Below are 21,148 nucleotides of genomic sequence, written 5' to 3'. Positions count from 1 at the left end.
GAATCGGCGTTCAGCTTTTGCGCGTGCCCAGCCAGGTGCCCGACAGCACCGCCGCCAGGCCCACGCCGTGCCACACGGTCAGCGGCTCGCCCAGCAGCAGCACCGCGAAGCCCACGCCGAAGATCGGCACCCAGTAGGCATACAGCGCGGTGCGCGCCACGCCCAGGCGCACCAGCGCGCGGTTCCACACCAGCGCGCCCACGGCGGTGGCCAGCAGGCCCGACAGCGCCACCAGCAGCCAGTCGACCACGCGCACCGCTCCCCAGTCGGGTAGGCGCGTGCCGGGGTCCAGCAGCGCATGCAGCACCACGGCGCTGGAGCCCAGCGTGTTGACCACCGCGCTGACCACGGTGGAATCCATCGCGCGGGTCAGCCGCTGCACCAGCACACCGCCGGCCACCCAGGTGAGCACCGAGCCGAACACCAGCAGATCACCCAGGCTGCCATGGCCCAGCGCCGCGCCGGGCCGGTGCAGCACCACCACCGCCACGCCCGAAAAGCCCAGCACCACGCCGGCCAAGCGCGCGGGCGTCAACCGGTCACCCAGCAGCGCCGCAGCCGCCAGCGAGGACACCAGCGGGTTCAGCGCGATCACCAGCGCGGCGTTGGCCGCCACCGTGCGCTGCACGCCCAGCGTGAAGCAGATCTGGTTCAGATAGATCATCAGCAGCCCGCACACCAGCATGCCGGCGAACTGCCGGCGCGACAGCCGCGGCCAGCCGGGTCCCTGCCAGTGCAGCACGGCCAGCAGCGCCAGCGCCGACACGGCCATGCGCAGCGCCGACAGCGCCATCGGGTCGAAGCGCTCGAGCAGCAGCTTCACCACGGCCAGGTTGCCGCCCCAGATCGCCATGGTGGCCAGCAGGGCCAGGCGCATGGCGCCGGGGGTGTGGTCCTTCATCCGCCGCAGTGTGCCAGCGCCACCGGCCCAGCCCCGGCTGCACGGCTGCAGGCGGGCCGTGCAAGGCCTCGACCGCGGGCCGTGCCGCGGCCCTGTCGGAAATCTTGACGCCCACCCAGGCGCGGGGGGCCACGCCGGCGTGAGCTCCTTCACGAACCGGCGCCAAGCGTGAAGGACCGCACGTCGCCGCCTTTGACAGCCCCCTTCAGCCCCCCTGGGCACGGGTGGCAAGTCATTGATTCATAAGGGAATATCTCCCTCACAAAGGGTTGGCACGGCGTTCGCTATGAAGCCACCCAGGACGGGATGCACAGCACCCGCCATCACATCAAGACTCGTTGGGATCATCCGTGAAGAAACTCGCCGCCATCGCGGCAGCGGTCGCGCTCGCGTCCGCCGCCACCACCGCCTCCGCCGCGTTGCTGACCCAGTCGGTCTCGCATGTCGACTCGTACACCGGCACGACCAACTGGTCTGAGGTGCTCCTCAGCCTGCCCCAGTTCGACGCCTCGCTGGGCACGCTGACGGGTGTGACGCTGAGCTACGACGGCATGTTCTCCAGCGAATTCAAGTACGAGAACACCGGCCGCAACGGCCGGGAGGTGGTGCAGCAGGTCAAGGGCGAGCTGACCTTCGCCAGCACGGTGCTCGGCAACCAGACGCTCACGACGACCGCCAAGCTGAAGACCACGGTGTCGGGCAAGGACAACGCCATCGACTTCGGTGGCACCGCCGGCTACACCCGGACCCTGGATGAAAGCGACAGCCTCACGCTGACCTGGCTGTCGGGCATCGATGACCTGAGCGGCTTCATCGGCACCGACACCCTGGAGTTCCTGGTCTCGGCGTTCGGCACGGCCACCAACAGCGGCAGCGGCAACAGCCGCTCGAGCATCACCACGACGGCCACCGCCAATCTGAGCATCACCTACGACTATCGGGAAAACATGCTGCCGCCGACCGTGATTCCGGGCGGCACCGTGCCCGAGCCGGGCTCGATCGCGCTGCTGGGCCTGGCCCTGGCCGCTGCCGGCGCGGCCGGTCGCCGCCGCCAGGCCGCCTGAGCACGGCCCGACCTTCCGATTGCCTGACTGGAGTACCCCATGAGCACCTTCGCCCAACGCTCGGCCGCTGCCATCGCCGCCCTCACCTTGCCGGTGGCCGCGCTGGCGGTCCCGGCCACCGAGAGCCACACCTCCAACCTGATCGCGCTGCAGGACACCGACTGGGACGACCAGCTGGTGCTGCAGCAGTACGCCGGCACCGGCACGCTGACCGGCGTGACCGTGGAACTGTTCGGCTCGCTGGCCGGCAACATCGTGGTCGAGAGCACCGACAAGCAGGCCTCGACGCTGACGGTGACGCTGGCCTCCACGATCTCGCTGGCGCTGCCCACGCTGGGTTCGCCGTCGCTGAGCGTGGCGCCGCAGTACGCCAAGCAGCTGCAGTTCAGCGCCTTCGACGGCACGGAAGATTTCGCCGGCACCTCGGGCACCGAGCTGAACCTGAGCACCCCGGTGCAGCGCAGCGCCAGCCTCAGCTTCAGCGACAGCGCCAGCCTGGCGCTGTTCACCGGCAACGGCACGCTGAACCTGGCCGTGATGGCCCGCGACGGCTCGACGACCAGTGGCGCCGCCAATTTCACCGACGGCTACGCCTCGCAGGCCGGCGCCTATGCCCGCGTGACCTACACCTACGTGTCGGCGCCGGTGCCCGAGCCCGGCACCTGGGCGCTGATGTTCGCCGGCCTGGGCATGGTGGGCACGCTGGCCGCGCGTCGACGCGTCGGCTGACACGTCCTCCCGGCGCGGCGGGGCGGCCGGCTACCATGCCGGCCATGAACCCCATCTTCACCCGCGTCGTCCTCTTCACCGACACCGACGGGCGCGCCCGCTTCCGCGAGGAACCCGTCGTGCTCAGCGAGGGCAAGCCGCAGGCGCGGCTGTCGCCGCTGATGCCCAGCGGCGGCTTTCAGCTGCGCGAGAGCCCGGTGGGCTTTCGCAGCGAGTTCCACTGCACCGAGAACCCGCAATGGCTGTTCGTGCTGCGCGGGCGCATGGAGATCGGCCTGCAGGATGGCAGCTCGCGCGTGTTCGGGCCGGGCGAGCACTTCTACTCTGCCGATGTGCTGCCGGCCGGCGCAAGCTTCGATCCGCAGGTGCACGGCCACTGGAGCCGGCAGGTGGGCGACGAGCCGCTGGTGACGCTGTTCGTGCGCGGCTGAGCGCCGCGCCAGCGACACCCCCTGGGGCTTGATGGATGTCAACCCAAAGTCAGCGGCTTCAGGCACAGTCGCACGCCATGGGCCGTCACGCCACCATCATCCCCATCGTCGCCGCGCAACCCGCGCGCGGCTGCCAGGCCTGCCTGCAGGCCAGCAGTGGCCCGGTGTGCCGCAGTGTGCTGGGCGAGCCCTGCGGTGCGCCCGAGCTGCACGGGCCGGCACCGCAGGTGCAGCGCCTGCTGCTGGCCTTGGGGCAATCGCTGGGCCTGCCGGTGGATGGTGCCGAGAACCGTGTGGTGCGTTCGCTGGCGCTGGGCGATGGCGAGGTGGAATTGCGGCTCACCGTGAGCCCGCGCTGCGGCGGCGCCGAGCTGGCCGACACCGCGTTCCAGACGCTGCGCCGGCTGCTGCCCGACACCGACATCTACGTCACCCACGCAGGTTGAGCGGCTTGCGCGCCGGCGTGGCCGCGGCCACCGGCTGGCTGGCAGCGGTGGCCTGCGCCAGCAGCTGCTGCGCGTGGTAGCCATCGGCCAGGCCCTGCATGGCCGAGAAGCTGACCAGCGTGGTCGCGGCGGCCAGCACCAGGGCGGCCAGGCGTTGCGACAGGGGCATGTGAAGGGCTTGAGCGGTCATGTCGGGTGCTCCGTGTGGAGGCCATCGGTGAGTCGATGGCTGGATCATCGGCATCCCGGCCGGCCCGCGCGAGGCGCGTGCGATGAACCGTCAGCCCACCCACCTCAGCCGCAAGGCCGGGCGACGAACGCGGCCCCCGGCGGCCTGGCCGGCATCAGCACATCAACACCGCGGCGCCGGCCAGGCGGCCGGCGCGCAGGTCGTCCAGCGCGCGGTTGGCATCGGCCAGCGCATAGGGCGTGGTGTGCACCTGCAGCGGCACCTGGGCGGCCAGGGCCATGAAGGCCTCGCCGTCGGCACGGGTCAGGTTGGCCACCGAGGCAATGCGTCGCTCGCCCCACAGCAAGGCATAGTCGAAGGCCGGGATGCGGCTCATGTGGATGCCGGCACAGACCACCACGCCGCCCGGCCGCACCGCGCGCAGCGCCTGCGGCACCAGTTCACCCACCGGGGCGAACAGCAGCGCCGCATCCAGCGGCGCCTGCGGCGGCGCATCGGATGGCCCGGCCCAGACCGCGCCGAGCTGGCGCGCCAGCGCCTGGGCGGGCGCATCGCCGGCGCGTGTGAAGGCGTGCACCTCGCAGCCCTGGTGCACGGCCACCTGCGCGATCAGATGCGCGGCGGCGCCAAAGCCATACAGGCCGATGCGCTGCGCATCGCGTGCGGGCTCGGGTCCGGCCAGCTGACGCGCCATGGCATAGGCGCGGTAGCCGATCAGCCCGGCGCACAGCAGCGGCGCAGCCTGCGCGTCGCTGTAGCGCTCAGGCAGTGCGAACACGTAGCGCGCATCGGCCACCATCTGCTGGGCATAGCCGCCCGCCAGTTGCCAGCCGGTGAAGCGGGCGTCGCGGCACAGGTTCTCGCGGCCGGCCCGGCAGTCGGCACAGCGGCCGCAGGTCCAGCCCAGCCAGGGCACCCCCACGCGCTGGCCCAGCACCAGGCCGTGCACGCCCGGACCCCGTGCAGCCACGCGGCCCACCACCTCGTGGCCGGGCACCAGCGCATGGCCCGGGTGCGGCAGGTCGCCGTCGATCAGGTGCAGGTCGGTGCGGCACACGCCGCAGGCGCTGACGGCCAGGCGCACCTGACCCGGCCCGGGCACAGGCAGGCCCTGCCGCCACACCGCCTGCAGCGGGCGGCCGCTGGCGGCCAGTTCAAGCCGGGTGTAGCCCGCCTCACCGCCAAGCGGTGATGCAGGGTCGGGTGTCGGGTCGACGGCATCCATGCCGCCCTTGTAGCGCGACCGGGGCGGCGCGCGCTTGACGCGCCGCAGCCCCGGCGCTGCCGCCGCAGCGGCAAGGCCCCGGCTTACAGCTTGGCAGCCGAACGGCGCTTGGCCTCGGTGGCGTCCAGCTGGTACTGGGCCTCGGCCTCGCGGCGCATCTGGATTGCCGAATCCAGCGCCGCCTGGTAGCGCTCGGGCGAGTAGGTGTTCTGGTTGGCGATGTAGACGCTGCGGCGCAGCGGCTTGGCCCCGAAGCGCGGCAGGTTCACCGAGAAGTGGCACTCGGGCACCGAGCGGCCGGGGCGGTGGCGCAGGATCGGGCCGCTGATGCCCACCGGCAGGTCGTTCTGCTTGTTCGGGCTGATCTCCTTCTGCAGGCCCGTCGGGGCCGGCAGTTCGGCGATGCGCTGGCGCAGCGCCTCGACGGCGCGCTTGAGCGCCTGGCGGGGGCCATTGCCGGCGCCCTGGCCGTCGGAGAAGAACAGCGTGGGCTGCCCGTAGCGCATCTGCCAGCCATGCGTGCTGTGCGTGTCGATGCGCTGGATGTGCTCCGGCACGCGGATGCGGACGCCGGTGTGGATCGTGACAGTTCTTGTATTCATGTGAGTAGGCCTTTCAAGGGTTCCTCCCCTCGAAGCCGTCGCTCGCGTATGCCGACGACGCCCGTTCTAGTTCTCTTCTGCAGCGGATCGGTCAGACGTCCCAACGGGAAACCGGCACGGAACCGTTCTCCGGCCTGACCTTCCAGGTGATCGGTCCGGTTTGCTCATCCGGCTCGTCACGCATGGAAACAATTCTATCGTTTTCGCAGACTTCAGCGCATACGCTGTCCCCGCAGCCGACAGGGTCCTTCCACGCCGGGCGTGCGGCATTGCACGCCCGCGCCGAACTTTGCGATGCCGGCCAGGGTATCAGACCCGAGTGCATCAGACCGTCCGGTATGCCGCAACGATGGCATGTTGGGTGCGCGTCCAGAAACCCTGACTCCGCGAATCGGGAAACACCGATCACGCACCCGCCGGCGCGGCCGGGATCGGCTACCAACGGCAGCCGTCGCCCTGGATCGCGTCGCGTGCCAGCGGCGCCACGGCGGCCAGGCCCATGTTGGCGTAGGCCGTGCGGCAGTCGGGTTTGGTGGCCTTCTCCAGCTCTTCGGCCAGCTTGGACTTCGCCGGTGTCTCCGGTGGCCGGGGCAGCAGCGGCAGCACGCCCGACGTGGCGCGGCGCGACAGCTCGCCGCCACGCGGGCGCACCAACTCCAGGTTCAGGCGCGGCGCGCTGGCCGGCAGCGAGGGCGGCGTGGCCACGTCGTGGCCCAGGCGGGCACCGGCGGCCGGATCGCCCGCCACGGCGCGCCGCTGCGCGTTGTCGGACAGCGGGCCGACCTGCGGCGTTGCGGTGGTGGCCGTGGTGGCTGCCATGGTTGCTGTGGCGGTGGTCGCGGTGGTCGCGGGGGTGGCGGCCGGGCTGGTCGTGACGCGAGTGGCCGGTGCGGGCGTCGGCGAAGGGCTGGACGCCGTGGCGTTGGCGGTGCTCGCCGGCGATGTCGGCACCGTCGACGTGGCCGTACGCACCGGGGCCGGCGGTAACGCCGCAGACGAGGCGGCTGCGGCGGGGGCGACCGGCGCGGCCACCACGGCCGCTGGAGCCGGCGGCGCCACGGCGACGGTGGGCGGCGCCGGCAAGGTCGGCGGCGGGGCCAGCGCCGGGCCTGCCGCCAGCGGGGCACTGGCTGGCGCCACCACCGATCGCACGGGGGCCGGCAGCGGCAGCGCCGCCCGGGGCGGCTCTGGCGGCGCCGGCTCCGGGGCGGGGGACGGGGCAGGCAGGGCCACGGCCGGCAGCGCCGGCAGGGGGGTCGACAGCGCCGGCGCGGCGCTGCTCAGGCTGGGCGAAGGCGGCACGGCAATGGCACTGCGCACCTGTGCCGGGCGCGGCAGCGGTGCACGCGCGGGCAGCGGTGGCTCGGGCAACTGCGGCGGCGCAGGCAGCGCGGCGGCGGCAGCGCCCAGTTGCACCGGGGCCACCGGCGCGCGCACCGAGGGCGCCGGCGGCGCCAGCGCCGTCGGTGCGCGCGGCGGCAGTCGCTCGGGTTCGGCCGGAACACGCAGTTCGGGCGGCGCCACCGCCAGCACCGCGGCGGCGGCCTGCGGCGCGGCAGCCGCCACGCGCACGCTGCTGGTGGCGGCGCTCAGCGCCACGGTGGCGCGCGGTGGCAGCGGCTGCGGCGCCACCGGCTCGGCGGGCACGGCCGGGGCCGGCTGCGGTAGAGGCTGAGGCTGAGGCTGGGGTGGGGGTGGGGGTGGGGGTGTCGGCTCGGCACGCACCATCGGCGGCGGCTCGGGAACGCTGCGCGCGGCAGGCTCCGTCGCGGCCTGTGGCGGCACCGGCAGCGCCACGGCGGAAGGCTGCGGCTGCGGCTGCGGCGGAACGGCCGGAGCGGCCGGGTGGGCCGGCGCGGCATCGGGCGTGGCCGCCAGTTCGGCCGCGGGCGACGGGTCGGTGGACGGCGTGGCCTGCCACTCGCCCAGCCGCGCCGCGCCGGGCCGGTCGGCGGGCGCCGGGGGGTCGCTGTCGCGCCGCACGGCCCCACCCCAGCGCCGCTCGCGGGCCTCGCCGCGCGGGCCGGTGTAGGCGTCGCTGGCCACGGTGGCGGCGTCGCCCTCGCCCCGCGCCTCGCCACGCAGCGTGACGTTGAGGGCGCCGAACACGCCTTCGCCCTGGCGCGCGCTGCCGCCGGGCGTGTTGCCCAGCACCAGCACCGCCAGCACATGCAGCAGGGCCGCCAGCAGCAGGCACTGGCGCAGCGACGGCGACCGCAGCCCCGCCGGCCCACGCCAGGGGCCCGGCAGCAGTTCGGCGATCAGGTCATGGGCGGCGGTCAGGCTCACGGCGCGCGGTGCCAGGGCACCGGCCCGCACTGGCGCGGCTCAGCGTCGCGCGCCTGCCCAGGCCGGCAGATGACGCATTCTGGCCGCAGCCCGGCGCGGGGAACGGTGGAACAGCGCGGCGAACCACCGCGCCGTGTCAGCCGGGTTGACCGTCCAAACGCGGCGCGAGGAACCAGCGGCCGTGGCGCACGGCCCAGGCGGCCATGGCGGCGAACCAGCACTGGGCCGCGAACAGCGTCAGCGGCGTGGCGGCGGCCGGCACCAGCGCGGCCACCACACGGGCCACGATGCCGGCCTGCAGGGCCCAGAACATCATCCAGGTCCAGTTGTCGGCCACCAGCGTGCGGCCGGAATGGCCGCAGGCCACGCGCGTGGCCATCGAGAACAGCGTGCTGCCCAGGTAGCCCATCGTGAGGGCATGCAGCGGCGCCAGGCCCAGGCTCACGGCGCCGTCGCTCAGGCTGATCAGCGCATGCGACACGCCGCCCAGCGTGAAGGCCACGCCCAGCCAGAAGAAGCCCATGTGCAGCATGGCCAGCAGGCGGATGCGCAGGCTCTGCACCAGGCCCCAGCGGATGGCCAGCCACAGCAGCAGCGCGCCGCCCGGCAGCTCGATGGCCGCGCGCAAGCCGGCCGGGCCCGGCGGCAGCTGGCCGCCGGCCAGCACCTCGGCCGCCGCGAACGGCGCCTGCACGGCCACCAGCAGCGCCAGGATGCCCAGCAGCGCGCGCGGCTTCCAGGCATCGAGTGCAGGGACTGCGGCCGCGGTGAAGAACGGGATCATGCGGTGCGCCACGCTGACGAACACCAGGCCGAAGCAGCCCCACAGCGCGGCGTGCATCGCGGCACGGGCCACGGCGTCGGCGCGCAGCGCCACGGCCACCGCGGCGATCCACAGCGCCACCACGCCGACGAAGCAGCCCAGCAGCACCAGCGTGGCATGGTCACGGTCGCCCGCGGGCTGCTGCATGCGGCTTTCCAGCAGCATCAGCCCGAACAGGCCGGTGCCCAGCGCGAAGCCCACGGCCACCGCGGCCAGGCCCAGCGCGGCCAGCGCCGGGCTCAGGTGGAAGCCGGCGAAGGCCGCCACCCAGCCCAGGCCGATGAAGCCCACCGGCACGCGCAGCTGGCGAGCAGGCACGGCGGCATGGCCCAGCCAGCGCGGGCCGGCGGTGAACATGAAACCCAGCATGAACAGCGGCATGAAGCCGAAGCCCATCGCCAGCGCATGGGCGGTGCCGGGGTTCACGGCCCAGGGCACGGCCACGCCGGCGGCGCGCGCCACCAGGGCCAGGCCCCACCACAGCGCCGAGGCGCCCATCAGCACCGCGGCAGCGAAGAAGGCCAGGCGGTGCGGCGCGTCGAGCAGGCGCGCGAACGGGCCGGAGCGTGCGGCCGAGCGGGAACGGCGGCCGCCGATGGTGCCGGAGGGCAGGCCGGCCGGTGCGGGTTGCAGCGGGATCATGGGGTCACACGAGACGAGGGAAGTGATGAATCGGGTGGCCCGCCCGCGGCACCGCACCCACCGGTGCGACACCGGAGCGGAGTCAGGTGGGCAGCGGTTGCGGCACGGCCATGCCGCGCGTGAGCAGGCGCTCCATCAGCTCGCGCACCGAGCGGATCTGCGCGCCGAAGGGCAGCGCGCCGGCGCCGCGGAAGAACAGGCCCTTCTTCAGGTCGCCACGCAGCGCGGCGGCCAGCTGGTTGTCGATGCAGAACTGGCCCCAGTCCTTGAAGCCGTCGCGCAGGCCGCACTGGGCCAGGCAGTCGAAGGCCTTGGTGCAGCGCGCCTTGGCATGGGCCACGGCCTGCAGCGCCGGCTCGGCCTTCAGGTAGTTCTTCAGCCACGGCGTGGCCACGGCGCGCGCCGGCAGGCCGGCCACGCTGGTGAACTCGACGACATCCTCGTCACGGGCCTCGGCCAGCACGCGCTTGAAGGCGTCGCTGGCATCGCCCTCGGTGGTGACGGCGAACGGCGTGCCCAGCTGCACGCCGGCGCCGCCCAGGGCCTGGATGCGGGCGATGTCCTCGCAGCTGCGGATGCCGCCGGCGGCGATCAGCGGGATGTCCACGCCCATCTTGGCCAGGAACTCGCGCGACTCGGGGATCACGCGCTCGAAATCGAAGCGCGGGTCGTTCAGGTCGGCGATGCGCGCCGCGCCCAGGTGGCCACCGGCCAGGCGCGGGTGCTCGATGACGATGGCATCGGGCAGGCGCTTCTTCCGTTCCCACTTCTTCACCAGCAGTGCCACGCCGCGGCTGTCGCTGAGGATGGGCACCAGCAGCGCCTTCGGGTGCTCGGCGGCCAGGTCGGGCAGGTCGAGCGGCAGGCCGGCGCCCACCACCACCATGTCGACGCCGGCTTCCAGCGAGCGCTTGACGTAGGCGGCGTAGTCGCTGACCGCGCGCATCACGTTCATCGCGATCAGGCCCAGGCCGTCGGACGCGGCGCGTGCGGCCTTGACTTCGCGCTCCACCGCCTCGAGGTTGGCGGCGTCGATCTGCGCCTTGGTGTCGGCATCCATGCCCTGGCGGGCGGCCAGGCCTTCGGTGCGGGCCATCAGGTCGGGGTGGTGGCGGCGCAGGTCCACGCTGCTGAGCGTGCCGATGCCGCCTTCGCGCGCCACCGCGCCGGCCAGCTTGTGGGCCGACACGCCCACGCCCATGCCGCCCTGCACGATGGGCAGCAGCGTGCGGCCGCCCAGTTGCATGGGCTGCAGGCCGCTGGCGGCGAGCGTGGGCAGGAGGTCGGGCGCGATGCCCGTGTCGACGGCAACCGGGGAGAGCATGTTCAGGCGGCCCGGCGCACCAGGGCGGTGCGTTGAAGCGGGCGATTGGATGAGCAGGCGGCAGGCTAGCCGCCCCACCCCGGCTGGAACTTGACCAAGATCAGGGACAACCCGAATGGTACCGGCCGGGGGTACCGGCGCCAACCCCGAGGGCCGGTGGCGCCCCCGGCGGCCCGCCGGCACCGTGCATTCCGCCCGGCCAACCGCCGGCCGGGCGGCCGCGCATCCGACAATGCCGCGCATGAGCATGGACGAAGTCGACTGCGCCGTCATCGGCGCCGGGGTGGTGGGTCTGGCCGTGGCGCGGGCGCTGGCGCTGGCCGGGCGCGAGGTGGTGATCCTGGAGGCCGAGAACGCCTTCGGCACCGTGACCAGCGCGCGCAACAGCGAGGTCATCCACGCCGGCATCTACTACCCCCCGGGCTCGCGCCGGGCCGAACTGTGCGTGCGCGGCAAGGCCTTGCTGTATGACTTCTGCGCCAGCCACGGTGTGGCGCACCGGCGCTGCGGCAAGCTGATCGTGGCCACCACGGCCGACGAACTGCCGGCGCTGGCGCAGTTGCAGGCCACGGCCCAGGCCAACGGCGTGCATGACCTGCAGTGGCTCAGCGCCGCCGAGGCGCAGGCGCTGGAGCCGGCGCTGGCCTGCGTGGGCGCGCTGCTGTCACCGTCCACCGGCATCATCGACAGCCACGGCCTGATGCTGGCGCTGCTGGGCGAGGCCGAGGCGCATGGCGCGGCGCTGGGCCTGTGCACCACGGTGCTGGGCGGTGAACTGCAGACCGGCGGCGGCGCGGTGCTGGAGCTGGCGGACGGCACGGCGGACGGTGCCCGCAGCCGGCTGCGCGCGCGCCAGGTGGTCAATGCCGCCGGCCTGGGCGCGCCGGCGCTGGCGCGGCGCATCGCCGGCCTGCCAGCCGACAGCATCCCGCGCGAGCACCTGGCCAAGGGCTGCTACTTCACGCTGCCGGGGCGCGCCCCGTTCTCGCGCCTGGTCTACCCGGCGCCCGGCCACAGCGGGCACCTGGGCGTGCACCTGACGCTGGACCTGGGCGGCCAGGCGCGCTTCGGCCCCAGCTTCGAGTGGGTGGACACGATCGACTACACGGTCGACGCCGCGCAGGCCACCCCTTTCTATGCCGAGGTGCGGCGCTACTGGCCCGGCCTGCCCGACGGCGTGCTGCAGCCCGGCTATGCCGGCATGCGGCCCAAGATCAGCGGCCCGGGCGAGCCGGCGGCCGATTTCCGCATCGACGGACCGGCGGTGCATGGCGCGCAGGGCTGGGTGAACCTGTTCGGCATCGAGTCGCCGGGGCTGACCTCGTCGCTGGCGATTGCCGAGGTGGTGGCCGGCCTGCTGGCCGAGGCGCAGGAATGAGCCACCTGGGCATGCTGCGGGCCGGTGCGCTGGTCGCGGGCCTGACCGCCGTGGCGATGCCGCCGGCCCATGCCGCCTCGCCCTGCCCGCCGGTGGACCTGCCGCAGCAGGCCCTGCAGGCGGTGAACGCGCTGCGCGCCCAGGGCGCGCGCTGCGCCGGGCGCTGGCTGCCCGAGGCGCCGGCGCTGCTGTGGTCGGCCGCCGCCGCGCAAGCCGCAACCGTGCACGCCGCCGACATGGCCGGCCAGGCCACGCTGGCGCACCGCGGCAGCGACGGCAGCCAGGGCGGCGAGCGGCTGGACCGGGCCGGCTACGTGTGGAGCAGCTGGGGCGAGAACCTGGGCCAGGGCCACCGCAGCGTGGCCGCGCTGGTGGCGCACTGGACGGCCAGCCCGGGCCACTGCGCCAACCTGCTGAACCCGCGCTTCACCGAGCTGGGCATGGCCTGCGCGCGCAGCGCCAGCGGCGAGCCCTACTGGGCCATGACGCTGGCGCGGCCGTCTAGCGATCGGCCATCACGTTGACGCCGCGCTGCGAACCGAGCGTGTGGGCTGGATCGGCCCGCTTGCCGGTGAGCGCGCGGCGCAGGCCCGACTCGAACACCACCGCGTCCAGCGGCTTGACCCAGTACTCGTAGGCGCCCAGGCTCATGGCCTTGATGATGTCCATGCTCATGGTGCGGTCGCCGGTGAGGATGCTGATGCGCAAGCCCCGGGCGGCAATGGCTTCGCTGAGCTGGCGCACCACGTCCAGCCCGGTCATGTCGGGCAGGTGCATGTCCAGCAGCACGAAATCGGGGTGGGCATGGCGGGCCAGGTGCACGCCGTCGGCGCCGTTGGCCGCATGCAGCAGCTGCACGCCGGGGTGCGCCTCGAGCAGGGCGCCGATCAGCTGGACACTGACCGGATCGTCTTCGATCGACAGCACGGTGCCGCGCAGCGGCGGGGCGTCGGCGGGAGCAGGCGTGGGGGTCATCGTGGTCGTCCTGGGGCAGCGGGCGGCAGATGGTCGATCGCCGCAAACGCCACCGGCCGACCGAAGGCCACAGCATAGCGCCGCCGCCGGCGCCGCGTGGGCCGGCGCCCGAACTCAGCGGCGCTCGCCCGTGCCGGCCCGGCGCACGGCGACCTCGCCGTCGGTGAACGGGCGGATGCCCAGCGCCTCGTGCACCTGGCGCGGGCGCAGCAGCGCACCCTGGGTGATGACCAGGGCCACGCGGCGGATGTCCTCGATGCACTGGGTGGGCTCGCCGTCCACCAGGAGCAGGTCGGCGCGCCGGCCGGGCCGGATCTCGCCACGGTCGCCCAGCGTGCCGCTGACCTTGGCGCCGTTGTAGGTGGCCACCTGCAGCGCCTGCGCCGGCGTGAGCCCGGCGCGCGCATAACCAATGAGTTCGCTGTGCAGCACGATGCCGGCCGTGTGGTCGGTGCCGGCCACCAGCGTGACGCCGGCCGCATGCAGCCGCGCGGCGAACTGGCCCAGCCTGGCCACCGCCGCACGGTAGCGACGGGCGGTGGCGTCGTCGGGGATCTTCATCTGCGCCGCCAGGGCGCCGCGCTGCATGTCGGGCGGCAGGTGCGCCATCACGTCGGCGTACTCGGCCGGTACCTCGCCGTCGCGCTGCTGCAGGAACTGGAAGGTCATCAGCGTCAGGTCCACCGTGGTGCCGCGCGCCGCCAGCTTGGCGATGAAATCGCGCACCGGCGCACTGTCCAGGTCCAGCTCGCCCAGGCGCTCGGCCGGCAGGTAGAAACGGTCGAGCGTGCGCGTGTCGGTGCTGGGCGTGACCAGGAAGTTCAGCAGCAGCTGGTTGACATGCGAGACCTCGTCGAAGCCCATGTCCAGCACCTCGTCGGCGCGCAGGAAGGCCGGCACATGGCCGCCCACGCGCAAGCCGCGCTGGTGCGCATAGGCCACCGTCTCGCGCAGGAACTCGCGCGGGAACGAGTTGTAGATCTTGACCATCGGGTAGCCGCGCTGGGCGTACCAGTCGACCGCCGCCTTGGCGTCGTCCAGCGTGCGCACCAGGATGCCGTGCACCGACGAGAACGGGCTGGCCCCCTCGATGAAGCCGGCCGGCACGATGTGCGGATAGGCCAGCTCGCGGCGCTGGCGCTCGGCGATCAGCTGCTGCAGCGCGTCGTTGGCATTGCCCATGTCGCGCACGGTGGTCACGCCGGCGGCCAGGTGCAGGCCGCCGCTGCCGCGCCAGGCATGGTCGTGCATGTCGAACAGGCCCGGCAGCATCACGCGGCCGGCGGCGTCGATCTCGGTGTCGGGCGCGCGCGGCACCATGCTGCCGGCCGGCACCACGGCGCTGATGCGGTCGTGCACCAGGTACACGTCGGACAGCGGGCCCAGGCGCGCGGCCGCGCTGTCGAACACACGCGCATTGCGCACCACGGTCAGGCCCGGCAGCGGCTGCAGCCATTCCGCCGCATGCTGGCGGTGCAGCGCGGCCTCGGCGGCGCGCTGGCGCTCGCGCAGCTGCGGCAGGCTGTCGGCCCAGCCCTCGGCCACCAGCGCGCCCCAGCCCAGCCACAGGCTGGCGAACAGGCGCGGCGCGGGCTCGTCGGTGGCCCACAGGTAGTTCGGCGACAGGCCCAGGCCGGTGTGCGCCAGCAGCTGCAGCCGCTGGCGCTGGCCGCCCTGCACCAGCTCGAAGCGGTCGAGCACACGCTGGCTCAGCCGGCCCGAGGGCAGCAGCGGCAGCGCGCGGTCGGCGCGCCGCGCCAACGCCGCCACGGCCACCGCGTCCAGTGCCGGCGAGCCGCCCATCGCCGCGTACAGCGCCGCGCCCTCGTGGCCCCGGTCGCCCCGGTCGACCGGCGACTGCCAGCGCACGCGGCCGGCCTCGCGGGCGAAGTGCTCGTCGATGGCGCTGCCGAAGGTGCTGGTGCCCTGCACGCGGTAGCTCAGCAGCGAGCCGTCGTCGGCCAGGCGCACCTGCTCCACCGTCTCGGGGCCGCGGCCGTTGTCCTTGTAGGCATAACGCACGCTGAACGCGCGCGGCAGGCCGGCGGACGGCACCGCGCCAGGATCGGCCGTGATCACCAGCTGGCCCAGCGGCTTCGCGGTCGACTCGCCCACCAGCGCATAGCGCCACGATGTGGCACCGGCCGGCTGCGCCAGCGCGACCGCGGGCACGGCGCCCAGGCACCAGGCCAGGCACCAGGCCAGGCAGCCACCCAGCCACACAGCCAGCCGCGTCATCCCGACCTCCTTCGCCACCGTGCGGTCAGCGTCCACAGCGGGTGGCCGCACAGCAGCAGCGCCAGGCCGGCCAGCACCGCGGCCGCCAGGCCCTGCCGCGCCCAGGGTGCGATCAGCAGCAGCGACACCGCCGCCATCGCGCCATGCCACAGCGCCCACAGGCGGCCGGTCCAGTGCTCGGCCCCGGCCAGGCCCAGGCGCGCCAGCGCCGCCATGCCCCAGCCCAGCCAGGTGGCGGTGGCCGGGCCGCAGGGAAAGACCATGAACGCGATCACGCCGGCCGCGAAGGCGGCTGGCAGTTCGCGCACCAGCACCGCGCGCTCGGGCCGCAGCGGGTCGCGCCACAGCGTCACGCCGCCGCCGGCGGCCTGGGCCTCGCGCAGCTGGGCGATGGCGCGGTCGCGGTCGCGGTCCGAGGTGCTGTCGACCAGCGACACCACGAACACCTGTGTGCTGGTGTGCGTCCGGCCGTCCACCTGGTAGCTGAAGCGGGCCTGCAGGCCATGCGAGGTGGCCGGCCGGGGATGGTTGCCCAACCAGGGTGAGCGCAGGCTCGTCAGCGACCAGCTGTCGAGCTGCGCCGCTTGGGGCTGCCAGTCGCGCGCCTGCCACGCCAGGCTGGCGCCCTGCCACCACCAGACCTGCAGGTACAGGCCCAGCCCCCCGAACAGCAGCAGGTACAGCGCGGCCAGCACGCCGACCGGCCCGGCGGAGAACAGGCGCTTGCGCTCGGTCATCGTCGGCGGGCCGTGCGCGCCGGGGGGTCAGCGCGCCGCGGCGGCCGGGGCCGCCGGAGCGGTGGGCCGGCTGCGCGCCGCCAGGCCGCCGGCGCCCTTGTCGACGCCCGGCACCTCCACGCGGCAGGTCAGGCCGGCCGGCAGGCGCAGGTCGGCATTCGGCAGCTCCAGGCGCACGCGGAAGGTGCCGCTGCCCACGTCGATCACCGGGTCCAGCGTCTTGACCCGGGCGCTGAGCTTGCCGCCCACCGGCGCGTCGGGCAGCACCTCCAGCGCCTGGCCAGGCTGCAGCTTGCGGTAGGCCGCCACCGGCAGCAGGGCCTCGACATGCAGCACCGAGACATCGGCAATGCGCAGCAGCGGCTTGCGGATGTCGCGGTTGTCGGCCAGGTCGCCCGGGTGCGCCATGCGCTCGGTGACGACGCCGTTGAACGGGCTCTTGATGGTGCGCAGGCGCAGCTGCTCGGCGGCGCGCACCTGCTCCAGCGCGGCCACGCGCTGGTTCTCGCGCGCCTGCACCAGCTCGGCCTCGGCCAGGCGCTTCTCGGCGGCGGCCTCGTCGCGGTCCTGCAAGGACACGAACTGGCCGTCGGCCAGCTTCTCGCGCCGCTGCAGCTTGACCCCGGCATATTCCACCCGGCTCTCGCCCGACTTCACCGCGCCCACCATCGTGGCGCGGTACTTGGCCTGCTCGAAGTTGGCCTTCTCCAGGCCCGAGTCGAGCACCAGCAGGGTCTGGCCGGCGCGGATGCGGTCGCCACGGTCGACGAACACCTGCTCGATCAGGCCTTCGACCGGCGCGCGCACGTCCACCGTCATGCGCGGTTCGAGCACGCAGTCGTGCTCGCCGGCCAGCGCCGGCGCGGCGGCGGCCATGCCGAGCAGGGCGGCGGCCCAGGGGCGCAGCGACAGGGGCGATCGGGTGATGGTGTTCATGGTCGTGCGACAGGTCTGCAATGCGGTGACGGCGGCCCGGCCTCAGAGCGGCCGGCCGCCGAAGGCCAGGCGGCGGTCGAGCTCGCGGTCCTGGTCGATCGTACGGCGGCGCACCGCCGAGAAGTGCGCCTCGGCGCGCCACTGGGCATGGCGGCGCAGCCACTGGCCCAGCCAGGCCGGCAGGTGGGCCTCGGGCCCGGCACTGGCGCCGAGCAGGCGGCGCACCCAGCGCGCGGGCCCGGCGCCGAAGCCCAGGAACAGGTCGTCGTCCAGGCTCACCAGGGCCTCGAAACTGCCCGGATCGCCCTGGCGGCCGGCGCGGCCGTAGAGCTGGCGGTCGACGCGCGCGGACTCGTGGAACTCGGTCAGGATGACATGCAGGCCGCCGGCGGCGCGCACGTCGTCGTGCAGCAGGATGTCGGTGCCGCGGCCGGCCATGTTGGTGGCCACGGTGATGCGCCCGGGCTGGCCGGCCTGGGCCACCACCTCGGCCTCGGCGGCGTCCTGGCGGGCATTGAGCAGCGCGTGGGCCAGGCCGTGCTCGGCCAGCGCCGCGCTCACGGCCTCGGAGGCGCGCACCGAGCGCGTGCCGATCAGCACCGCGCGGCCCTGGGCGGCCATGGCCTGCGCCTGCACGGCCACGGCCTGCCAGCGCGCGGCCTCGTGCCAGTACACGCGGGCGCCCAGGTCGCGGCGCAGCACCGGGCGGTGGGTGGGCACGCGCACCACGTCCAGCGCGTACACGGCGCGCAGCTCGGCGGCCACCTCCATGGCCGTGCCGCTCATGCCGCACAGGCGCAGGTAGCGGCGGAAGAAGCGCTGGTAGGTCAGGCGCGAGATGGTGTCGCGCCGTGCGCTGGTGGCCAGGCCCTCCTTGAGCTCGACCATCTGGTGCAGGCCGCGCTCCCAGCTGCGGTCGGGCATCACGCGGCCGGTGTTCTCGTCGACGATCTGCACCGTCATGCGGCCCTCGTGCTCGCGCACGATGTACTGGCGGTCGCGGTGGAACAGGTGCAGCGCCGACAGCGCCTGCTGCACCATGGCCAGGCGCGCGCGCCGCGCGGCCAGCAGCGGGTGCATGCCCTGGCACAGCGCGTCGATGCGCGCCTCGGCCGGCGGCAGCAGCTCCACCTGGCGCTCGCGCTGGCGCAGCCGGTAGTCGACGCCCGGCTCCAGCGCACGCGCGGCGTCGAGCGCGGCGCGCCAGGCGGCCTCGTCGTCGCCGCCGGGGCGCTCGGCCGACAGGATCAGCGGTGTGCGGGCCTCGTCGACCAGCACGCTGTCGGCCTCGTCGATGAGCACGAAGTACAGGCCGCGCAGCCGCCGCGGCGTGGCCTGCGCGCGGCGCTCGCCCAGCAGCGCCGGCACCGCGGCGTGCAGCTGGCGGCCGCCGTGGTCCATCTGGTCGCGCAGGTAGTCGAACACCAGGTCCTTGTTGGTGGTGTAGACCACCGGGCAGCGCCAGGCGGCCTGGCGCTCGGACTGCGGGCGGTCTTCCACCACCACGCCCACCTCGAGGCCGAAGCGGCGGTACACCGGCAACATGATCTCGGCGTCGCGCGCGGCCAGGTAGTCGTTGACCGTGACCACATGCGCCGGCGCGCCGGCCAGCGCCACGGTGACGGCCGGCAGCAGCGCGGTCAGCGTCTTGCCCTCGCCGGTCTGCATCTCGGCCAGGCGCCCGCCCAGCAGCACCAGGCCGCCGGTGAGCTGGGCCGGGTAGTGCGCCTTGCCCAGCGTGCGGCGCGACACCTCGCGCACCAGCGCGAAGGCCTGCTGCACCGCGCCGCGCGTCAGGCCCTCGGCCTGCAGCCGCGTGCGCACCGTGGCGATGTGCGCGTCCAGCGCGGCCTCGTCCAGCGCCTGCAGCGCATCGCCCTGGGCCAGCACCGCGGCCACGTCGGCACGCAGGCGGCGGCAGCGCCAGGCCGACAGCCAGGGGGCGGCCCAGCCGCGCCAGCCGGCCAGCCAGCGGTCGATGGGCTGCTCGCGGCCGTCGTCGCGCTCGACCACCGGGCCGGGGCGCAGCCGCCCGGCCTGCCACTGCGCCAGCAGCACGCGGCTCATAGGTCGAAGCGCGACAGCAGCAGCTGGCGCAGGCGCCGCCACAGCTGCCGGGCCAGCGGCTCGGGGGTGTGCTCCAGGCGCACATGCAGCCGCGTGCCCAGCTGCGGCGCGCCCACCTCGGGCGGCAGCGCCAGCTCGAACACGAACACCCGGTTCAGCGTGCGCAGGCCCTCGCGGTCACTCGGGTCCACCGGCAGCTGGCCGCCGCCATCGGGCGCCAGCGCACGCGACGGCAGGCGGTCGCTGCCGCCCGGCACCTCGCGCACGATGCGCGCCTCGTGCACCTGGGTCGGGCTGTCGGCCAGGCGCACCTCGATGCGGCGCAGGCGCTCGCGCACCAGGCCGATGTTGTCCTGCGTGACCACCAGGCGCGCGCTGCGCAGCGCGCCGTCGAGCACATAGCCCAGCTGCTCGCCCTGCCGGAGCCAGCGGCCCGGCGCATCGGCGGCACGCGGCACGCGCAGCTCGCCGTCGGTGCCGGCCACCAGCAGCAGCTGGTCCAGGCGCTCCTCCAGCCGCGCCAGCGCCTCGCGCTCGCGCGCCAGGCTGGCGGCGGTGCCGGCGGCTTGGGCGCGGTCCTGCACCAGCTCGGAGGCCACCTGCACCTCCAGGCGCTCGACGCGAGCGCGCTGCACGTCGTACTCGGCCCACACGCCGGGGTCGTCGAGCTGAGCCACGGCCTGGCCGGCGCGCACCCGCGTGCCGGGGGCCACCAGCAGGGCCTGCAGCGTGCCCGGCGCGCGGGCGCGGATCTCGGCCTGCTCGGGCACCCACACCACCCCCTCGGCCAGCGTGGACAGCGGCAGCGGCACCAGGGTCATCGTGCCCACGGCCAGCGCCAGCGCGCCGGCCGTGACGCCCACCGCGCGCTGGCGCTGGCGCGCCAGCACCGGCGCGGTGGCCACGAAGCGCAGCTGCTTGAGCAGCGGCCAGACCACGCCGCCCGCCAGGCCCCACAGCGCCAGCAGCACGCCGACGAAGAAGTACTGCTCGGCGATGAACAGCGCAATGCCGAAGGTGACCAGCATGCGGTACACCCAGGACAGCGCGCCATAGACCCACAGCACGCGCTGCTCGGCCGGCGTCTCGTCGGGCGGCTCGGCCTCGCGTGCGCCGAAGGCGTGGCGCTGCACCCACCAGCCCCACCAGCGCGTGGCGCGCTGCGCGAGGTTGGGCATCTCGATCAGGTCGCACAGGATGAAGTAGCCGTCGTAGCGCAGCAGCGGGTTGGCGTTGAACACCAGCGTCGACACGCCGGCCACCAGCATCACGTTGAAGGCCACGCTGCGCACCAGGCCGGGCTCGACCAGCAGCCACAGGCCCATGGCCAGCGCGGCCAGCGCCAGCTCGGCCAGCATGCCGGCCGCGCCCACCACCGCACGCGCCCATCGGCTGCGAAAGCCGGTGCTGGCCGAGGCATCCACATAGGGCACCGGCGCCAGCACCAGCAGCATCAGGCCCATCTCGTGCACCTCGCCGCCGCCGCGCTTGACGGCCCAGCCGTGCGCCAGCTCGTGCACCGCCTTGACGAACGGAAACACGACCAGCAGCAGCAACAGGTTGTCGGGCGCCAGTGCGCGGTCGCTCAGGTTGCTGGTCAGCGCGCGCCAGTGCATGCCCACCGCCACCAGGGCCGGCAGCACCAGGGCCAGCCACAGCAGAGCGCCGGCGCGGCCGAACAGCCAGCCCACGGCCGGCAGCGTGCGGGTGAGGAAGGCATCCGGATCCCACAGCGGCAGGCGCAGCGACATCGGGTTGCGCAGGTTCTGCAGCCACACCGAGCGGCGCTGCTTGCGCCCGCGCGCCAGCAAGTCCTCGACATCGGGCGACACGTCGGCCTGCAGCAGATCGGCCTGGTGCAGCTGCGACAGCAGGCCCAGCACCTCGTCCTGCGTGGGCGCGTCGTCGCCCAGGCGCGCCACGCCCTCGCGCCAGACCTGGTCGACGCTGCGCCGGCCGTCCATCAGCGACACCAGCAGCCAGGCCGCCGGGGTGAAGCGGTGCAGGCGGCCGCCGGCGGGATCGCGCAGCACGTACCAGGCGCGGCCGCGGTAACGCTGGCGGTGCACCTGGGCCTCGCGCGCCAGGCGCGGCACCAACTGCTCGATGCGGAACCAGGCGTCGCTGTGGAAGGCAGCCGTCACCGCACCA

Annotated in this window: 19 protein-coding genes; 6 read left to right on the top strand and 13 right to left on the bottom strand. The window is 74.2% G+C overall.

All coding sequences use genetic code 11. The features are described 5' to 3' along the window. Positions 1–10: 10 nt before the first annotated feature. Positions 11–901, bottom strand: a complete 891-nt coding sequence (locus tag AACH10_RS05805; protein ID WP_341409422.1) for a DMT family transporter — start codon at positions 899–901, stop codon at positions 11–13. 350 nt (positions 902–1,251) lie between these two features. Here AACH10_RS05805 and AACH10_RS05800 point away from each other — a divergent pair, with 350 nt between their 5' ends. From AACH10_RS05800 to AACH10_RS05785, 4 genes are all read left to right on the top strand, one after another. Beyond that, positions 1,252–1,965: a choice-of-anchor E domain-containing protein gene (locus AACH10_RS05800; RefSeq protein ID WP_341409421.1), complete on the top strand. Its 714-nt coding sequence runs from the start codon at positions 1,252–1,254 to the stop codon at positions 1,963–1,965. A gap of 39 nt (positions 1,966–2,004) precedes the next feature. Then, positions 2,005–2,694, top strand: coding sequence for a choice-of-anchor E domain-containing protein (locus tag AACH10_RS05795; protein WP_341409420.1), 690 nt, complete (start codon positions 2,005–2,007; stop codon positions 2,692–2,694). Positions 2,695–2,738: 44 nt separating this feature from the next. Further along, positions 2,739–3,125: a cupin domain-containing protein gene (locus AACH10_RS05790; RefSeq protein WP_341409419.1), complete on the top strand. Its 387-nt coding sequence runs from the start codon at positions 2,739–2,741 to the stop codon at positions 3,123–3,125. A 77-nt stretch (positions 3,126–3,202) separates the two neighbouring features. Beyond that, a complete protein-coding gene (locus AACH10_RS05785; protein WP_341409418.1) occupies positions 3,203–3,571 on the top strand; it encodes a hypothetical protein in 369 nt (122 codons plus the stop codon). Here the strand turns inward: AACH10_RS05785 and AACH10_RS05780 are convergent. The 6 genes from AACH10_RS05780 to AACH10_RS05755 form a co-directional block, all read right to left on the bottom strand. Further along, positions 3,555–3,740 carry a hypothetical protein gene (locus AACH10_RS05780; RefSeq protein WP_341409417.1) on the bottom strand — a complete coding sequence of 62 codons (186 nt, stop codon included), beginning with the start codon at positions 3,738–3,740 and terminating at the stop codon, positions 3,555–3,557. The genes AACH10_RS05785 and AACH10_RS05780 overlap by 17 nt on opposite strands. A 175-nt stretch (positions 3,741–3,915) precedes the next feature. After that, positions 3,916–4,986 carry a zinc-dependent alcohol dehydrogenase family protein gene (locus AACH10_RS05775; protein ID WP_341409416.1) on the bottom strand — a complete coding sequence of 357 codons (1,071 nt, stop codon included), beginning with the start codon at positions 4,984–4,986 and terminating at the stop codon, positions 3,916–3,918. 83 nt (positions 4,987–5,069) lie between these two features. Then, positions 5,070–5,588, bottom strand: a complete 519-nt coding sequence (locus tag AACH10_RS05770; protein ID WP_341409415.1) for a hypothetical protein — start codon at positions 5,586–5,588, stop codon at positions 5,070–5,072. A gap of 435 nt (positions 5,589–6,023) precedes the next feature. Beyond that, positions 6,024–7,877: a hypothetical protein gene (locus tag AACH10_RS05765; protein WP_341409414.1), complete on the bottom strand. Its 1,854-nt coding sequence runs from the start codon at positions 7,875–7,877 to the stop codon at positions 6,024–6,026. Positions 7,878–8,013: 136 nt separating this feature from the next. After that, complete coding sequence (locus AACH10_RS05760) at positions 8,014–9,342, bottom strand: NnrS family protein (protein WP_341409413.1); 1,329 nt, start codon at positions 9,340–9,342, stop codon at positions 8,014–8,016. Between the two features lie 82 nt (positions 9,343–9,424). After that, positions 9,425–10,666 (bottom strand): NAD(P)H-dependent flavin oxidoreductase, encoded by a 1,242-nt coding sequence (locus tag AACH10_RS05755; RefSeq protein ID WP_423228565.1) that lies wholly within the window; start codon positions 10,664–10,666, stop codon positions 9,425–9,427. Positions 10,667–10,913: 247 nt separating this feature from the next. Here AACH10_RS05755 and AACH10_RS05750 point away from each other — a divergent pair, with 247 nt between their 5' ends. Together AACH10_RS05750 and AACH10_RS05745 are read left to right on the top strand one after the other, a co-directional pair. Beyond that, entirely contained in the window at positions 10,914–12,044 is a 1,131-nt protein-coding gene (locus AACH10_RS05750; protein ID WP_341409878.1) for an NAD(P)/FAD-dependent oxidoreductase, read from the top strand. Further along, entirely contained in the window at positions 12,041–12,568 is a 528-nt protein-coding gene (locus tag AACH10_RS05745) for a CAP domain-containing protein (RefSeq protein WP_341409412.1), read from the top strand. Before AACH10_RS05750 ends, AACH10_RS05745 begins: the two co-directional genes overlap by 4 nt. On the opposite strand, the gene AACH10_RS05740 is transcribed toward AACH10_RS05745, so the two are convergent. From AACH10_RS05740 to AACH10_RS05715, 6 genes are all read right to left on the bottom strand, one after another. Then, positions 12,546–13,019 carry a response regulator gene (locus AACH10_RS05740; RefSeq protein WP_341409411.1) on the bottom strand — a complete coding sequence of 158 codons (474 nt, stop codon included), beginning with the start codon at positions 13,017–13,019 and terminating at the stop codon, positions 12,546–12,548. The two genes, AACH10_RS05745 and AACH10_RS05740, sit on opposite strands and share 23 nt — an antisense overlap. A gap of 114 nt (positions 13,020–13,133) precedes the next feature. Then, positions 13,134–15,257, bottom strand: coding sequence for an amidohydrolase family protein (locus AACH10_RS05735; protein WP_341409410.1), 2,124 nt, complete (start codon positions 15,255–15,257; stop codon positions 13,134–13,136). After that, entirely contained in the window at positions 15,254–15,994 is a 741-nt protein-coding gene (locus AACH10_RS05730; RefSeq protein ID WP_341409409.1) for a DUF3592 domain-containing protein, read from the bottom strand. The genes AACH10_RS05735 and AACH10_RS05730 overlap by 4 nt, the downstream gene beginning before the upstream one ends. 27 nt (positions 15,995–16,021) lie before the next feature. Next, positions 16,022–16,930, bottom strand: coding sequence for an efflux RND transporter periplasmic adaptor subunit (locus AACH10_RS05725; protein WP_341409408.1), 909 nt, complete (start codon positions 16,928–16,930; stop codon positions 16,022–16,024). Between the two features lie 42 nt (positions 16,931–16,972). Further along, positions 16,973–18,997 (bottom strand): preprotein translocase subunit SecA, encoded by a 2,025-nt coding sequence (locus AACH10_RS05720; RefSeq protein WP_341409407.1) that lies wholly within the window; start codon positions 18,995–18,997, stop codon positions 16,973–16,975. Then, positions 18,994–21,141 (bottom strand): efflux RND transporter periplasmic adaptor subunit, encoded by a 2,148-nt coding sequence (locus AACH10_RS05715; RefSeq protein WP_341409406.1) that lies wholly within the window; start codon positions 21,139–21,141, stop codon positions 18,994–18,996. Before AACH10_RS05715 ends, AACH10_RS05720 begins: the two co-directional genes overlap by 4 nt. Between the last annotated feature and the right edge of the window lie 7 nt (positions 21,142–21,148).

Source organism: Pseudaquabacterium inlustre, assembly GCF_038066595.1.
GTDB lineage: Bacteria > Pseudomonadota > Gammaproteobacteria > Burkholderiales > Burkholderiaceae_C > Pseudaquabacterium > Pseudaquabacterium inlustre.
This window is presented reverse-complemented; position numbering and strand designations above follow the sequence as displayed.

Coding starts and splice junctions, on each gene's coding strand:
- AACH10_RS05725 (WP_341409408.1), bottom strand. CDS start 16,930: ATGAACACCATCACCCGATCGCCCCTGTCGCTGCGCCCCTGGGCCGCC.
- AACH10_RS05735 (WP_341409410.1), bottom strand. CDS start 15,257: ATGACGCGGCTGGCTGTGTGGCTGGGTGGCTGCCTGGCCTGGTGCCTG.
- AACH10_RS05775 (WP_341409416.1), bottom strand. CDS start 4,986: ATGGATGCCGTCGACCCGACACCCGACCCTGCATCACCGCTTGGCGGT.
- AACH10_RS05720 (WP_341409407.1), bottom strand. CDS start 18,997: ATGAGCCGCGTGCTGCTGGCGCAGTGGCAGGCCGGGCGGCTGCGCCCC.
- AACH10_RS05760 (WP_341409413.1), bottom strand. CDS start 9,342: ATGATCCCGCTGCAACCCGCACCGGCCGGCCTGCCCTCCGGCACCATC.
- AACH10_RS05750 (WP_341409878.1), top strand. CDS start 10,914: ATGGACGAAGTCGACTGCGCCGTCATCGGCGCCGGGGTGGTGGGTCTG.
- AACH10_RS05790 (WP_341409419.1), top strand. CDS start 2,739: ATGAACCCCATCTTCACCCGCGTCGTCCTCTTCACCGACACCGACGGG.
- AACH10_RS05730 (WP_341409409.1), bottom strand. CDS start 15,994: ATGACCGAGCGCAAGCGCCTGTTCTCCGCCGGGCCGGTCGGCGTGCTG.
- AACH10_RS05785 (WP_341409418.1), top strand. CDS start 3,203: ATGGGCCGTCACGCCACCATCATCCCCATCGTCGCCGCGCAACCCGCG.
- AACH10_RS05795 (WP_341409420.1), top strand. CDS start 2,005: ATGAGCACCTTCGCCCAACGCTCGGCCGCTGCCATCGCCGCCCTCACC.
- AACH10_RS05770 (WP_341409415.1), bottom strand. CDS start 5,588: ATGAATACAAGAACTGTCACGATCCACACCGGCGTCCGCATCCGCGTG.
- AACH10_RS05755 (WP_423228565.1), bottom strand. CDS start 10,666: ATGCTCTCCCCGGTTGCCGTCGACACGGGCATCGCGCCCGACCTCCTG.
- AACH10_RS05740 (WP_341409411.1), bottom strand. CDS start 13,019: ATGACCCCCACGCCTGCTCCCGCCGACGCCCCGCCGCTGCGCGGCACC.
- AACH10_RS05745 (WP_341409412.1), top strand. CDS start 12,041: ATGAGCCACCTGGGCATGCTGCGGGCCGGTGCGCTGGTCGCGGGCCTG.
- AACH10_RS05805 (WP_341409422.1), bottom strand. CDS start 901: ATGAAGGACCACACCCCCGGCGCCATGCGCCTGGCCCTGCTGGCCACC.
- AACH10_RS05780 (WP_341409417.1), bottom strand. CDS start 3,740: ATGCCCCTGTCGCAACGCCTGGCCGCCCTGGTGCTGGCCGCCGCGACC.